The organism is Vibrio sp. 1-Bac 57 (genome assembly GCF_037546855.1).
Classification (GTDB): Bacteria; Pseudomonadota; Gammaproteobacteria; order Enterobacterales; family Psychromonadaceae; genus Psychromonas.
On sequence record NZ_JALAAC010000007.1, the window covers coordinates 38,374 to 53,339 of the forward strand.

Here is a 14,966-nt window from a genome sequence, read left to right on the forward strand (position 1 = left end):
TATGGTTGATTTGCTATTAAAGGCAGATAACGCTGCGAGTGCTGCTCTGTGTAATATTGAAGATCCATTTCGTCTTAAATACCATATAAGCCCAGCCGTTGGTTTGCTCAACGACCCTAATGGTTTTATAGAGCATAAAGGTATATATCATTTATTTTATCAATGGAATCCATTTGAATGCGCACATGGAAGTAAGTTTTGGGCACATTGTATCAGTGATGATTTAGTTAATTGGCGTTTGTTGCCTACAGCAATGGCACCTGATCAGGATTATGATAAAAATGGTTGTTATTCTGGTAGTGCGTTTGTTGATAATGAAAAGTTGATGTTATTTTATACTGGAAATGTAAAAAATAAAGATGGAACAAGGCTGTCAACTCAATGTATCGCAGAAGCGAATAGCTTAAATGACAGGTTTATAAAAAAGGGGCCTGTGATCGATAGTCCTCCTGCAGGTTATACTGCACATTTTCGTGACCCTAAAATTTGGCATGATAATGGGGTTTGGTATTGTGTGATTGGCGCACAAACGATCGATAAAAAAGGGCAGATATTATTATATCGTGCCACCAAGTTAAATGATTGGGAGTTAATGGGGCCATTAGCAGGTAGTGGGCTTAATGAATTGGGTTATTTTGGTTATATGTGGGAATGCCCAGATTTCTTTGAACTTGATAATAACTACATTTTGATATGCTCACCTCAAGGGATAGAGAAGGAGGGAGATAAGTACCACAATAAATATCAATCAGGATATTTTATAGGCTCATATAATGTACAAGCTCATGAGTTTAAGCATAATGAATTTATAGAACTTGATCGCGGTTTTGAGTTTTATGCTCCGCAAACTACTACTGACTCAAAGGGACGGCGCTTAATGAGTGCGTGGATGGGAATACCTGAAGAAGATGAGCAACCCACATTAGCGTATAACTGGCTACATGCACTAACACTGATTCGTGAGCTTAAAATTAAAAATGGTCGTTTATATCAGTACCCAGTTGAAGAATTAAAACAGTTACGTAAAAACCAATTGAGTTATCAAGACATTCTAGTTAGCAATTCACAATCATTTACTCAAATACACACACCTTGCTGTGAAATTGAAATCGAATTAAATGACATTCAGGGGAAATGTGGTGTTCATTTTAATGCTTATGACCATTATCATATTGATCTTACATTCAACCCTAACAATAGCAAATTAAGTTTAGACCGAAATTCAACACCAAATCAATCAGGTGTACGCAGTTGTACATTGCTATCAAAGCAAAGTTTAAAGCTGCATATGTTTCTAGATAAATCATCTATTGAAATATTTGTTAATAATGGAGAAGAAGTTTTTACTAGCCGTGTGTTTCCATTAAGTGAAGCTCGTAATATTAGTATTTACTCCCATGGATCTTGTACAATAACAAGATTTGATAAATATGACTTATCATGAGGTAACAGGTTGACGAAAAGTATTTTGAATCTAAAAGATATTGCTAATCTAGCGCAAACATCATCTTCCAGCGTATCAAGAGTGATCAACTCTTCTGGTTATGTAAAAAAAGAAGTACGTGATCGTATCCAAGTCATACTCGATGAAACAGGGTATAGGCCAAACGCATTTGCTAAAGCACTTCATAGCAAAAAAAGTCTTACAATTGGTGTTATTTTGCCAAAAATTAATGCCACTTCATCGGGTGAAAATGTTGCAGGTATTGATGATTATTTTTCAAAGCAAGGTTATAGCGTTATTCTCGGCAACACAAACCACTCTGTAGATAAAGAATTTGAATATCTTGACCTGTTTAAAGAGAAGCAAGTTGATGGGATTATTTTAATTGCAACAACACTCACCCCTGAACACCAGTCTCGTATTAAACGACTTCATATTCCTATTGTTATTATGGGACAAAAATCGTTAGATGGAACGCCATGTGTTGTATTTAATGAAATAGCAGCGGCTCAAGAGTTAACCAATTATTTACTCGATAATCATCATCATAATATTGGTTATATAGGGGTTAGCGAGGAAGATGTCTCAGTAGGAGTTGAGCGTAAACAAGGGTATTTGAATGCACTTGAAAAACATGGCATAAAGAAAGATGAACGGCTACTCAGCATCGGGGCATTTTCTGTTATAAGTGGCTATGATGCTTGTCAGCGTATATTCGAACAATTTGGTTCTGCTCCTGATGCAATATTTGCTGCAAACGATAAGATGGCAATTGGCGCAATAAACTATATTTTGGATCAAGGCCTTTCTATACCTGGAGATGTTAGCGTATGTGGGGTAGGTGGTGGAGTGTTTGCCCAACACTACAACCCAAAGATAACCTCTCTTTTTTATGACTCTAATTCAGCCGGAAGAGCAGCTGCAAACTTGTTATATCGATTGATACAGAGTGACGAAAAAGATTTCTTAAAAAATCATATTGAATTCGTTCAATATAAGTTAGAGATCAGAAATAGTGTCAAATTAAACAGTAATTGATTATTCGAAGTGATTACAATTTGTTGTCCGCCTAGATCAGCAATTAGTTTTGTCGTGTTATATACCCGTTAGCTATCAAAATGTATTATTCATTCGCTCACTAAGATGACAAAACAAGGCGTAACATGATGATAATGGCTAGTCTTTATCGAATGTTACAATTTAGTATTGGTTTTCTAGCGAGTGGCCGATACACTGCGCTGAATTCGTCAATATACGTAAAACATACACATAAAAACGACACATAAAAAAGTGTTTAAAATAGGCATACTCATGAGCTCAGCGTTACAAGAACAGCAAGAAATTATTCTACAATATTTAAATACAACACATTATATTGATTTTGATTCACCCACGGCAGAACAGAAACAAGAAGCTAAATATAAAATTGGTAAAGCTTGTAACAAAGCGAGAGAAATACTGTGTAGTGATGAAGCTTTTCTAGATTGGGTTTGGTCAAATGTTATCGATGAGTATTCAACAGATATTGAAGAAGTAACACCTAATACGTTGATTTCTTGGCGTATGCTGCCTAAATTTGGCACATTAGCGCAATGTGAAGTCGTAGGTTTTACTCACGTGGCTAAGTTACTGCTGGATAAAAATGCTGTAATGAAAGCGGAAGTGTTGGAAATTATTGCTAATAATGATCCTGAAACAGCTAAAAAATTAATTAAAAAAGTACTTAAGCCAACCATTGATTTCATGCCAATTGTAGCTGACAAAAAAAGCCTAGCGGATACCGTTCACAAGGCTGATAAGTTATCAAAAGATGCTCTAGTTGCTTTGGTTAAAGCAATGCATCAACAAATGATTAAGTGACCTCCTTGGGAAAGCAAAACAAGTCAACACCGTTCTTTTTAATAGTTTCTGTGTTGATTTATCTTGGGATAACCGGTTATTACTTCATTAAACCGCTTTAAACTTCACAAAACTAGTGATGCCGTCTAACGTGCAATATAGTTTTATGAATTTAAATATGAATACGCTTTCATTATCTAGAATTGAGCTGGTGGAATAGCGCCATGCGCTTTGGAGTGACGCATCACAACTAAAGTTTTAAAGTTTTTGACGCTATTATCCTTATGTAGCACTTGTTGTGTGAATTGATCGAAGGCTTCCATGTCGGCTGCGATCACCTGTAAAACTAAGTCATAATCGCCTGTTACAAACCATGAGTCGATGATTTCTGGTTGTTTATTTATTCTGCTTAAAAATGCATTGACGATAGTGCTATGGTCTCTTTCCAATTCAACCAATAACATCATACTTAACGGCCAGCCCATATTTTTAGGTTTGATGATCGCCATCTCTTTTTCAATAACACCACTTTTGCGTAACTCTCTTACTCGACGATAACAAGCAGGTTCAGAGAGGCCAATTTGTGCTGCAATCTCAGCCATCGATGCCTTGGCATCTATTTGTAGTTGTTGAAGAATCTTAAGATCTATGTTGTCCATAATTACAAGGCCTTTTTTAAATGAATGATGATAATTTTTATCATATTGCCCGCTAAATAAACAATATTAATCACTCATTATTGATAAATTTTATCACAGATATTTCTTCATCAAAGTGAGAAGCCTATGCGTTCCTTAATCAATAAAAATCAAACTCTATTCGCTGTTGTAGCGATAATAGTCGCGATGTTATCAATCACAGTTGGGGCCTCATTGGCGAAGTCTATATTTTCTTCTGTCAAACCTGAAAGCGTTACTTTTATGCGCTTAACTATGGCGGCGATCATGTTGTTTTTTGTTTGTCGTGTGTGGGAGGTCAAAATAACGCGTCAAAATAGAGGTTCAGTGTTTCTTTATGGTATTTCCATTGCTGGCATGAACTTATTTTTTTATTTGGCCATTAAAACTATCCCCATTGGCGTTGGATTAGCTGTTCAATTAATTGGTCCGTTATTGGTTGCAATTCTTTTTTCTCAAAAGAAAAGTGATTTTATGTGGGCGGTACTCGCAGCGATAGGTATTTATCTACTGATCCCTAGTGCTTCAAGTGATGTAGTCTTAGATAGTCGGGGCTTAGTGTATGCAGCAATTGCTGGTTTTTTTTGGGGGAGTTATATTATTATTGGTAAAAAAGCAGGTGCCGCTCACGGTTTTAGAGCCCCTGCGTTAGGGTTAATCGTTGCATCGATGGCGCTATTACCGGTAGCAGCAAACTCATTTTCTTTAAGTGATATGAGCATCGAAATAGTGGGGTTGTTGATCTGCGTTGCATTATTATCGAGTTTGATCCCTTTAGTTTTGGAGATGCAAGCATTACGACATTTACCGACTAAAACCTATGGTGTACTCACAAGTGGAGAACCTGTTTTAGGTGCATTGGCTGGGTTCTTTATTTTAAATGAGCAACTTGTTATTACACAAAGTATTGGTATTAGCATTATTGTGTTTGCCTCCATCGCTTCTGTGTTATCACCTTCGGTTAATACAACCAATAATGTAGCAGTAAAAATAAACGGCAATGGTGCAGTAAAAGTCAAACCAGTGGCTGAAAGCTTGAAGTGAGATTATTGATAAATGAGGGTAGGTTAATAATGTTCATTTTAATCTGCTCCTTGCCCTTGCTATTTTTTAGCTGAGAGTCTTTGTCATTGAAAAGTGGGAATATTTGCTATAACTTGAAATACTGCTTACAGCTTGATTATGATTGTTATATTTTTGCCGTGATAAGTTTATTTTCATTACGAGGTGGAACATTGTTAGCTAATATCCCTTTTTCATTATTAGAACTTGCGCCCATGCGGGAAGATGCAAGTGTCTCTGAAACACTACAAAAAAGTACTCAGTATGCGCAACACGCCGATCAACTTGGCTTCCATCGTTTTTGGCTTGCTGAACATCATAATATGCCTGGTATTGTTTGTGCTGCAACGTCGATTTTAATTGGTCATATTGCGGGTAATACCCAAAAAATCCGTGTAGGTTCAGGTGGTATTATGTTACCTAATCATTCCACCTTAGTAGTCGCAGAGCAATTTGGTACTCTAGAAAGTTTATATCCAGGGCGAATTGATTTGGGTTTAGGCAGAGCTCCGGGCAGTGATCCAGTAACTAGCCAAGCATTAAACAGTGATTTACGCCGTGCAGATAACTTTCCTGCTGAAGTGAGTGAGTTACAACAACTATTAGGTCCCTATGATGGAAAGCATTCTATTCGTGCCATCCCCGGTGAAAATACAAATGTGCCGCTGTGGTTGTTAGGCTCTAGCTTATTTAGTGCGCAATTAGCTGCACAAAAAGGGTTACCTTATGTGTTTGCCGGCCATTTTGCTCCTCGATTCTTGCATGATGCTGTGGCGTTATATCGACGTGAATTTAAACCCTCTGAAACACTTAAAACACCTTACTTTATGCTTGCACTACCACTCGTTGCCGCCGCAACCGATGAAGAAGCTGAATATTTATCCACCACTTCAAAGCAACGCGTATTGGCATTAATGCGTGGTCAAGGTTTATGGTTAAAAGCACCGGTTACTAGCATGGATAATTTATGGAACGCACAGGAAAAAGCACAAGTAGATAACTTTTTAAGTCTTAGCGTGATAGGAGGCCCTACGAGTATCAAGCACAAACTGGAAATAATCGCACAGCAATTAAATGTTGATGAATTTATATTTACAAATGATCTTTATGATAGCGAAAAACGTCATCAAGCATTGGACATATTAATGTCAATCAAACAATGATTATTGTTAGATTTTAGGTGCTCGGTGCTAGATTGATAGTTGCTAGGTGTAAGTTTCGATCTTTTAGATGCAGATACTAGGTACAAATATTTAGGTAGCTACAAAACTGCAATCGTTAATTAAGAAGCAGTAGCTAGCTGAGAAAAATAGCTACTGCTTTGCTTTCCGACAGTCTTAAAGCGCTGTCATAAATGTCCCTTCGGGTGTGACCGGAAGATACTTTTGATAGAAATCTTTATAAGCACTGCTTTCTAAGTTCTCCAACTTAAAAGTCGATGCTCTAATACACCAACAAACCAATTTATAATTACGCCAAGCACAGACAATATAAATACACCTGCAAAAAGACGCTCTAAATCATAAAGTGATCCTGCTTCAAGCACATAAGCGCCTATTCCATAACTTGCCCCTAGCATTTCTGCAGCAACTAAAAGAATAATTGATATTGCAAGGGAAATTCTAAGTCCTGACAGAATGCCTGGAAGCGCACCGGGTAATACAATTTTACGTACTATTGAAACCCATGACAGTCCAAAGCTTTGCCCCATGCGAATATAACCTCTATCCACATTATCAATAGCTGCATAGGTCGCCACTACGGTCGGTGTGAAAGATCCTAAAGCGATCAAAGCATATTTTGAGCCTTCATCAATGCCAAACCAAATCACAAATAAAGGTAAAAGGGCGATTTTAGGCACAGGGAAAAGGGCGGCAACAACAGGTAATGCACCCGCTCTCACTAGATTAAACAGCCCAATTAATAGCCCGACAGCAATACCGGCAGTTATACCCATTATTGAACCCATTAGTAAACGTGTTAATGAAGGTAGTAGATGCTTAAATAACAGGCCTGAGTTGTAAAGGTCAACAAGGGTTTGCGCTACACCTGATGGGCGAGGCAATGTTAAGTCTGAAATCCATCCCGTACTCGTTCCCCATTCAAGTAAAGCGATCAGGCAGATAAAGACAAGTGGGCCAACAAAAATTATTGGTTTATGTGTAAAACCACCTCCTCTAAAGGGGACTTCTTTGCTCACTTGCTGTTTGTTAGTTGACATTGATCAGCTCCTTGTCGGCAAGTAAAGCTTCTTCGCGCATCAGGTTCCATAAATATTTTTGCTTAATATCCAGTGCTTCGCTGTGGTTTTTCCTTTCATTTAGGGGAATATCGATAGTGACTACTTCGCTAATGGTGCCGGGTCTTCGGCTGAGTACCACAATTTTATGACCTAAGCGTACTGCCTCAGTTAAATTGTGTGTTACATAGCATGCGGTAAACTTTTCCCTATCCCAGAGAGAAACTAAATCATCCATTAGTAATTCGCTGGTTTGGCTATCCAGTGCCGAAAGTGGTTCATCCATCAATAAAACTGCTGGGCGAACGCTCAACGCTCTGGCAATGGCAACCCTTTGTTTCATACCTCCACTGAGTTGTTTGGGCATAGCATTGGCGAATTCACTGAGTTTTGTTCTTTCGAGTACATCATCGATGATTGATTTAATTTCTTTTTTGGCGATGCCATAATCTTCAAGCACCAATGAAATATTGTCATAGACACTGCGCCAAGGCAGCAGCGCAAAGTCTTGAAATATATAGGTAAGTGGGTTAATAGAGTTTTCTGGTGGATTTCCAATTTGTGTGACTTGACCACTAGAAGGCTTTCCAAGCCTCCAATGAGTCTAAGCAATGTTGACTTTCCACAGCCAGAAGGACCTATTAAACAGACAATCTGGTGTTGATTAATTTCAAGGTTTATATTTTCTAGCACATTAACATTTGAGTAACGATGAGAAATATTGTTGATATGTAAGTTCATAAAATACTCAAATTTAGTAGCTGTCTACATAACTAGGATCAACTAACATATCCATTGTTATATTACTTTTAACCAAACCTTCGGTTTTAAACCAATTTAATTGATCTTCAATACTGGCGATATTTAATTTTGCACCTTGGTTAAGTCGCATTGCGCCATTGATGATAGAAGGTGCGGCTTTATCATAAGGTTTATCGCTATAAACGTATTTGTGAATTAATGTCACCATTTCAGTAGCAGCTTCCTCACCTGCCGTTTTATCAACTAATGCAGCATTAAAATCAGCTCCACCTTTTGAAAATGCAGTAAGAAAAGCTTTCACCTGTTCAGGTTTGTTTTTAGCGGTGTTGGACGAAGTGAAAACAGTGGTCACCTGGTAGTTGGGTATATAATCAGAGATTTTGCCAATCAACGTAATATTCTTATTTTTAATCAGCTCTTTAGCGATATGAGGTACCACTGCCCAAGCATCAATTTGTTGAGTTTTTAATGCACCAATAATTGATCCAATTTTTTGTAACGGTTTAAAGCTGATATCGGAGTCTAAAAAACCTTCTTTTTGTGCTATTTTATGCGCCATATAATGAAAAGATGAGCCAGTTTGAGTGATACCAAAGGAGTGCCCCTTTAAATCTGCAGGTGTTTTGAGTCCTGCGTCATAGGCTTTTTTAGACGCAAGGATCATTTGACCATCAACACCGTCTTCTTCATTTAACACGCCACCGATCACTTTTATCGCACCTTTTCCAGCAAGGTTAATTAAACCACCGGAAACGGCCGTGATACCAAAATCAACATCTCCAGAAGCAATAGCGATTGCCATGGGCTGTGCCGCTTTAAAAAATTTAAATTCAACATCTAATCCCGCTTCTTTAAAATATCCACGTTCATATGCCACAAAGCTCGCTGCGTGAGATGTCCAGCGTAATGCGCCAACACGAATCTTTTCTGCCGCATTGGCTGCATTTATACTTAAAATGAACGTAAGTAGACCTAAGAGAAGTGAGCTTTTATTTATTTTTCCTATCATGGTAACCCTTATTGATGGAGTGGATTATCTAAAAAGTAGATAACTTAAATAGATAACCTAGATTTATGTGAGAATGACTAATATCAAAAAATAATTTATTTTATATTAACTTACAACACATTAAGCACGCTTGCTTGCGTTATTTGATAGTGGATCAAACTTATATACTAAATTTTCATCTTTATGGGTTTAGATAATGCATCTGACTTTCGCATGAAATAAAAAGCAGTTAATACTCAAAATACTTAATTGTAATTAGAGCATCTTCTCGAAAAACATGAGAGGTGTAGAATAAACTTTATATTATAGGCTTTGTGACCTAAGCTATGCGTCAGTTAACTTAATATCAATTATTTAACATTTATGTTTGTGTTTTTCATTTAATATGCGTACATAAATGTATAGGAACAAGTTTTAGATGAAACTCCATATTAGTTATTTTAGATTAATAAAATGATTGATTACTGATACTTGGACGTGCTTTTTATTAACTGCTCTATACTTTTATTGTCAATATACTTTGATGGTTTTGTTCAAACTTTACAATACAAAATGGATGGTATTTATAAAGAGCTTTGATGTTTTTTAATCAAGGATGTTTATCTTAAATTTGCACTGAACTAGGCTTAAATAACCATCATAAAGTCTATATAAAGAAATTTGTTTTACACTGATATATTCAGATTAATTAAAAAATGGACTTTTAATGACGATCAATAAACAACTCACCATCTTAATGTTACTTATCTCATTATTTTCTATTATTGTTGTGACTAGTGCCTTCAAAATTGCTGATGCTGCAAGATTCCACCAACTTAATAGTCAACATTTTAATCATGTTATCGAACTCAGTGAGTTGATTTCTCGTTATCCTAATGCCATTCCTGACACTGCTACGCTTAAAGCAGTGGTACAACAAATTCAAGATCAACCTGAAGCTTGCGTTGAATTACCCAGCAAGATTGACCGATTTTTTATGAGAATTATTAAAACGGAAAGTATCATTAGCATTTGTAAATATGATATTAAAATAGCAGATGACTTATTAGAAAGTATTAGATTATTTGAACAAGGTTCGATCACCCCAGCTACCATGAAATCTGACCTTAATGAGGGTTATAAAAAATTCAGAATCAACTCTATTGAGTTTATTGTACCGGTTAATAAATTAGCTGATTTTATTGTTACAACCTCAACGATGGTGACAGTTGTATTATCCGTAGTCTTTTTTCTAATGGCGCTTACTATTGCTAAAGCAATTTTAAAAGTTGTAGAAAAAATGGAAAAAACAAAAAGTGCATTAATGATTAGTGAGAAAAAAAATAGATTGCTTGCCCATAAAGATTCGCTCACTGAATTACCTAATCGAAATGCGTTAGACAAAAAAATAAATCACAATATTTTAATGTGCAGCGATAAAAAATTTGCCGTGTTTTTTATTGACCTAGACCGCTTTAAAGATGTGAATGATACTCGTGGTCATGCACAAGGTGATAAATTACTGAATATTATAGCCAAACGGTTATTTAAAGCGATGAGTGATAATGATGCTGTATTTAGGTTTGGGGGAGATGAGTTTGTTGCTATCGTTAACTTTTCAACTGATACTCATGAAGTTGAACATATTGCCGCTAATATTATTAAGGTTATTGCTGAGCCTATCGCATTAGAAGATAGCGAGGTTCATGTCACTGCTAGTATTGGTATCTCGGTTTATCCAAATAATGCCGATGATGCTGAAAGTCTTGTTAAATATGCTGATACAGCCATGTATAAAGCTAAAAAAGAGGGCAAAAATCAATATCTATTTTATCAGGATCTTTTTAGTAAAGACCATGCTCGACGTTTATCCTATGAGTCTCAATTACGCTCTGCAATAGATAAAGATCAACTGCATATTGCTTATCAACCTGTAGTTAATTTAAATAATTATACAACGCAAGGTACAGAGGCTTTATTACGTTGGCAATTGGACCCAGATACGTTTGTTTCACCTGAGGTATTTATTCCTATTGCTGAGTATTCTGGTCAGATTATAGAGATAGGTGAATGGGTATTAAGAAATGCCTGTCGACAAAATAAACTATGGCGAGATAGTGGTGCTAGCAAATTAAATATTGCTGTGAATGTATCTCCTTATCAATTATTCAATCCGAATTTTCCTAAATTAGTACAAAGTATACTTGCTGAGTTTGATATTCCCCCACATTGTTTAGACCTTGAAATTACAGAAAGCATGACAGTTTCTGATAATGATGTGTTCTTAAAAACATTAAATGAACTTTCAGAAATGGGTGTTAGGCTATTAATGGATGATTTTGGAACAGGGTACTCTTGTTTAAGTTATTTAAGACAGCTCCCCTTTGATGTATTAAAAATCGATAAAAGCTTTGTCAGTGATTACGATACGATTGCATCCACTATTATTAGTATGGGCAAACAATTCGATATGAAAATTATTGCAGAAGGAGTGGAGACCCAACATAGTTTGGCTATGTTACAACAGCAGAAGTGTGACTTTGCTCAAGGGTATTTTTTCCAACGTCCTGTTTTAGCTGAACAAATCGATATATTTAAAATATATAATGATATTAAAAACGCTTGATAATTCTTAATAGCAATTAATACCAGTTAACAAATAACTTGAATCTACTTAGGTTATTTATTAAAAATCATGGAGTGAAATAAAAAGGCTTAAAGAATCAAATGATAAAAGACTCACATTAACTGACGCTCATTAACAGAAAGCAATAAAACAATTAATGACCACTAATCTTGCACCATGTATTTTGTAATCTACAAAATACATGGTGCATTTTACTACTGCTAAAATTAATGACTTAACTAACTGCCAAAGGCTTGCGAACAATAAATGCTCTTGCATGGTCATAGGTTAAGTTATAAATAAAGGCATAAATTGTTATGCAAATAGTGACGCTAATATCCATAATAAGTGCCTGCCATAAACCGATTTCCAACAATAATGCGATCACAGGAATAGTTACAATTAATAAACCTATTTGAAATAAAACAGTGTGAGCAATACGTAAAATTAACGTACGTTTTGTTTTATCGCCTGTGACAATTTGGTCAAAACCCCAGTTATAGATGAAATTCCATGCCATCGCGATAGTTGCTACAGCTATCATTGTTCCTGATAGTGCTCCTGCATCATGGGTTGTAAATGTGATCAGTACAACAATTGCTAAGGTGACTGCTAATACTTCAAATAATACAGCATGAAAGATACGTTCAATCGGTTTCATTTTGTTACTTTCTCTCTCTTTAATTTTTTGATAAAAGGTTCCTATACAGGTAGTGAATACAGATAGGAAGTACGGATAGAAAATGCGATTATAGTGATCTTTATCACAGGATAAAATTAACAGCCATCACGAATGGTGATAGTCTGAATTATTATTTTCTCGAGTAAGCATCATGTATAGTCTGGAACAATTAAAAATCTTTGTGACAATTTGTGAAGAAGGCTCTTTCTCGGCAGCAGCTCGCCAGTTGAAACGTGCTCAATCGGGCGTAAGCCAAGCTATTTCTAACCTTGAGATAGCGATCAACCAAGAGTTGTTTAGCCGGGAAAAAAACATACCGAGCTTAACCTCGCAGGGGAAAGCATTACTGCCAATTGCAAAGTCGATATTGCATCAGCAGCAGTTTTTTGATCAGAAGGTTGAATCATTAGCGAAGGGAGCTGAACATGAATTGGTCATTGCGATTGATGAAAGTGTGGTTAATGACGAATTGATGACTATACTCTCGCCATTGGCAGATCAGTTTCCTATTACAGATGTAGAGATCATCATTACCTCTACTTTTGATGTGGAAGAGTTAGTGAGAGTGGGACAAGCTCATATTGGTATTATCTATGTTGATGGTGAATTAAAAACCGGTATGGATTTTTTTACTTTGGGGCATGCTCGCTTTTTAACCATTGCATCGCCGCAACATCCACTTTCCGCTTTATCCTCAGTGACTGAGTCCGATTTGCAAGCTCATCGGCAATGTGTACATCGTAGTGCGCACAAAAAGGAGTTATGGTTTAGTTATAAAATAAGCCCCACGGCTTGGTATGCAAACAGTCATATGGCCTTGATTGAGCTTGTTAAAAATAATATAGGTTGGGCTGTTGTACCTGAGTTATTAGCGCATCAACAAATCAACAATGGGAGTGTTATTTCATTACCTGTATCACACGAGTTTGATGGTTGGCTGACTGTTGTCGGTTGTTTAGTTTCTCGTCGTCATGCATCGGGACCAGTATTAGAAAAAGTGGTTAAAACATTAAAAGATCATAGTTTGCTTAATAAACATTGGACTCTTAAATCATAATCCTTGGATGTTAACGCTTTTTTTCTTCTTTCATTTGCCAATCGGCTAACTCTACTAACACCGATAGAGCACCTTGGCCACCAAATTCCAGTGGTGCTTGGTGAAACGCTAGGATATCGGGATGTTGTGCTAACCATAACGGCACTTGTTTTTTTAATATATGTTTACCCACTCCGTGAATCACACTACAGCAATATAATCCTTCTTTTTTACAACAGCTAATCAGCGCAGCCAGTTCATTCTTTGCTTGGTGTTGTGTCAAACCATGTAAATCAAGAATAATTTCTGGCGTGAAATCGCCTCGGCGTAATTGTTTCACTAAATATTTTTGTGCATCAGTTCGGCTGTAGCGAACAGGCCCATCTTCAGGTAAATGAGGCTCAAAGGCATCCGAGAAGTGGCTCTGCTCAAAATTTTGTTCACGTTTTTCTTTAATGACCGCTTTATTCTTGATGTTTTTCGGTGGCAATTTTATGGTATCCTGTTGCAATTTTTTTATACCAGCAAATTCTGCGCTAAACAGCGAAAAATCATTATCATTATTTTTATCGGTCATGGTTTTTCCAAAACTAGGTAGTTGAATGTGCGAAGTTTACCTCAAGTGGAGAATAAATTGGATACGATTTTTAGTGATGAAGCGGTTGAAGAGTTAGTAACCATTCAAGATGTTGTACGTTGGGCTGTGACTGAGTTTAATCGTGCGGGCTTATTTTTTGGTCATGGCACTGATAATGCCTGGGACGAAGCAGTACAATTAATTTTTCCATCGTTGAATATCGAGCTGCAAAGCAATGTTATGATTCTGCAATCGCGACTAACCAAACGTGAGCGCCAAATGTTAGTTGATTTGGTTGTGATGCGTATTGAACAACGTATTCCAGTCCCTTATTTAACTAATAGTGCTTGGTTTGCAGGATTAGAGTTTTACGTTGATGAACGCACCTTAGTGCCTCGTTCACCTATTGCTGAATTAATTGAAGCTAAGTTTGCCCCTTGGGTAAAAGAGTCTCCAAAACGTATTCTCGATTTATGTACTGGTAGCGGTTGTATTGCGATTGCTTGTGCTTATGCCTTTCCTGATGCGGAAGTGGATGCCGTTGATTTATCTGAAGACGCCTTAGAAGTTGCAGACATTAACATTCAAAATCATGGTGTATCGCAGCAAGTTTTCCCAATCCAGTCTGATTTGTTCAGCGGTGTTGAAAACGAGAAATATGACTTAATTGTGTCAAACCCGCCTTATGTAGATGCTGAAGATATGGCAAACTTACCGGAAGAATATAAGCATGAGCCTGAATTAGGATTAGCTTGCGGTAATGATGGCTTAGATTTGGTACGTGATATGCTTCGTCAAGCCTCTTCAATGTTAAATGAAGATGGCGTTATGTTTGTAGAAGTAGGTAATTCACAGGTACATTTACAAGCTGCTTATCCTGATATCCCATTCCAATGGATTGAATTCTCTATTGGTGGACATGGCGTATTTGTTTTAACTAAAGCACAGCTTGATAATATTAAAATATAATTAAGCTATAAAAGCATAAAATAAGCATAGTTAAGCATAATTATAAGCCGATATTTAAGCTGCAA

General features: G+C 36.7%; 13 protein-coding genes and 1 pseudogene. 8 read left to right on the forward strand and 6 right to left on the reverse strand.

Translation table 11 applies throughout. The features are described 5' to 3' along the window. The first annotated feature begins 1 nt into the window (after position 1). From MT391_RS06330 to MT391_RS06340, 3 genes are all read left to right on the forward strand, one after another. On the forward strand, positions 2 to 1,444 hold the full coding sequence (locus tag MT391_RS06330; RefSeq protein WP_499497248.1) for a glycoside hydrolase family 32 protein: 1,443 nt from the start codon (positions 2 to 4) through the stop codon (positions 1,442 to 1,444). Positions 1,445 to 1,453: 9 nt separating this feature from the next. Then, on the forward strand, positions 1,454 to 2,482 hold the full coding sequence (locus tag MT391_RS06335; RefSeq protein WP_166371998.1) for a LacI family DNA-binding transcriptional regulator: 1,029 nt from the start codon (positions 1,454 to 1,456) through the stop codon (positions 2,480 to 2,482). 273 nt (positions 2,483 to 2,755) lie between these two features. Then, on the forward strand, positions 2,756 to 3,304 hold the full coding sequence (locus tag MT391_RS06340; RefSeq protein WP_499497249.1) for a hypothetical protein: 549 nt from the start codon (positions 2,756 to 2,758) through the stop codon (positions 3,302 to 3,304). Between the two features lie 176 nt (positions 3,305 to 3,480). On the opposite strand, the gene MT391_RS06345 is transcribed toward MT391_RS06340, so the two are convergent. Beyond that, positions 3,481 to 3,942, reverse strand: coding sequence for an Lrp/AsnC family transcriptional regulator (locus MT391_RS06345; protein ID WP_499497250.1), 462 nt, complete (start codon positions 3,940 to 3,942; stop codon positions 3,481 to 3,483). Between the two features lie 126 nt (positions 3,943 to 4,068). Between MT391_RS06345 and MT391_RS06350 the strand changes: the two genes are divergently transcribed. Beyond that, entirely contained in the window at positions 4,069 to 5,004 is a 936-nt protein-coding gene (locus tag MT391_RS06350) for an EamA family transporter (protein WP_166372000.1), read from the forward strand. A gap of 191 nt (positions 5,005 to 5,195) precedes the next feature. After that, on the forward strand, positions 5,196 to 6,185 hold the full coding sequence (locus tag MT391_RS06355) for an LLM class flavin-dependent oxidoreductase (RefSeq protein WP_499497251.1): 990 nt from the start codon (positions 5,196 to 5,198) through the stop codon (positions 6,183 to 6,185). A 251-nt stretch (positions 6,186 to 6,436) separates the two neighbouring features. Here MT391_RS06355 and MT391_RS06360 read toward each other — a convergent pair whose 3' ends face one another. The 3 genes and pseudogenes from MT391_RS06360 to MT391_RS06370 all read right to left on the reverse strand — a co-directional run bounded on the left by MT391_RS06360 (position 6,437) and on the right by MT391_RS06370 (position 9,032). Next, positions 6,437 to 7,243 (reverse strand): ABC transporter permease, encoded by an 807-nt coding sequence (locus tag MT391_RS06360; RefSeq protein WP_499497252.1) that lies wholly within the window; start codon positions 7,241 to 7,243, stop codon positions 6,437 to 6,439. Beyond that, a pseudogene (locus MT391_RS06365) lies at positions 7,233 to 8,002 on the reverse strand (ABC transporter ATP-binding protein). Before MT391_RS06365 ends, MT391_RS06360 begins: the two are co-directional and overlap by 11 nt. A gap of 13 nt (positions 8,003 to 8,015) precedes the next feature. After that, the gene (locus MT391_RS06370; protein ID WP_499442800.1) at positions 8,016 to 9,032 is read right to left on the reverse strand and encodes an ABC transporter substrate-binding protein; all 1,017 of its coding nucleotides are present in this window, start codon (positions 9,030 to 9,032) and stop codon (positions 8,016 to 8,018) included. Positions 9,033 to 9,738: 706 nt separating this feature from the next. Between MT391_RS06370 and MT391_RS06375 the strand changes: the two genes are divergently transcribed. Next, positions 9,739 to 11,637 carry a putative bifunctional diguanylate cyclase/phosphodiesterase gene (locus MT391_RS06375; protein ID WP_499497253.1) on the forward strand — a complete coding sequence of 633 codons (1,899 nt, stop codon included), beginning with the start codon at positions 9,739 to 9,741 and terminating at the stop codon, positions 11,635 to 11,637. Between the two features lie 235 nt (positions 11,638 to 11,872). Here the strand turns inward: MT391_RS06375 and MT391_RS06380 are convergent, their stop codons facing one another. Next, the gene (locus MT391_RS06380; RefSeq protein ID WP_499497254.1) at positions 11,873 to 12,298 is read right to left on the reverse strand and encodes a PACE efflux transporter; all 426 of its coding nucleotides are present in this window, start codon (positions 12,296 to 12,298) and stop codon (positions 11,873 to 11,875) included. A 172-nt stretch (positions 12,299 to 12,470) separates the two neighbouring features. Here MT391_RS06380 and MT391_RS06385 point away from each other — a divergent pair, with 172 nt between their 5' ends. After that, positions 12,471 to 13,376, forward strand: coding sequence for a LysR family transcriptional regulator (locus MT391_RS06385; protein ID WP_499497255.1), 906 nt, complete (start codon positions 12,471 to 12,473; stop codon positions 13,374 to 13,376). Positions 13,377 to 13,386: 10 nt separating this feature from the next. Here MT391_RS06385 and smrB read toward each other — a convergent pair whose 3' ends face one another. After that, positions 13,387 to 13,932: an endonuclease SmrB gene (gene smrB, locus MT391_RS06390; RefSeq protein WP_166372008.1), complete on the reverse strand. Its 546-nt coding sequence runs from the start codon at positions 13,930 to 13,932 to the stop codon at positions 13,387 to 13,389. Positions 13,933 to 13,989: 57 nt separating this feature from the next. Between smrB and prmB the strand changes: the two genes are divergently transcribed. Beyond that, positions 13,990 to 14,901: a 50S ribosomal protein L3 N(5)-glutamine methyltransferase gene (prmB, locus tag MT391_RS06395; protein WP_299661376.1), complete on the forward strand. Its 912-nt coding sequence runs from the start codon at positions 13,990 to 13,992 to the stop codon at positions 14,899 to 14,901. Positions 14,902 to 14,966: the final 65 nt, after the last annotated feature.